Source organism: Ensifer sp. ENS07 (assembly GCF_014852185.1).
Lineage (GTDB): Bacteria > Pseudomonadota > Alphaproteobacteria > Rhizobiales > Rhizobiaceae > Ensifer > Ensifer adhaerens.
In genome coordinates, this window is sequence record NZ_JACVBE010000076.1 from 1 (window position 1) to 348 (window position 348).

Consider the following 348-nt stretch of genomic DNA (forward strand, 5'->3'; position numbering starts at 1 on the left):
CCTGAAAACGAGTATTCCCTTGAGAACCGTGGAAGACGACCACGTTGATAGGCTGGGTGTGGAAGTGCGGCAACGCATGAAGCTTACCAGTACTAATCGTTCGATTGGCTTGATCGTTCCCATTGCTTGTGTTCATCGAAAGGCGATTGCGAAAGCATTCGCCCGGATGAACGACGTGTTCAAAACAAAACGAGTTGGCTCGACCAACTCACCAGCTTCTCATCCGGTTTGCGTCCGCTAGACGCAAATCTTGCGCTTTGCCGACCTGGTGGTTCTGGCGGGGTGGCTGCACCCGTTCCCATTCCGAACACGGCCGTGAAACGCCCCAGCGCCGATGGTACTTCGTCT

The 348-nt window shown here is 54.6% G+C and carries 2 rRNA genes; both read left to right on the forward strand.

Annotated features, from left to right (window positions below):
- A 23S ribosomal RNA gene (locus IB277_RS37710) occupies window positions 1–117 on the forward strand; the annotation flags it as partial.
- 147 nt (window positions 118–264) lie between these two features.
- Window positions 265–348, forward strand: a 5S ribosomal RNA gene (gene rrf / locus IB277_RS37715); the annotation flags it as partial.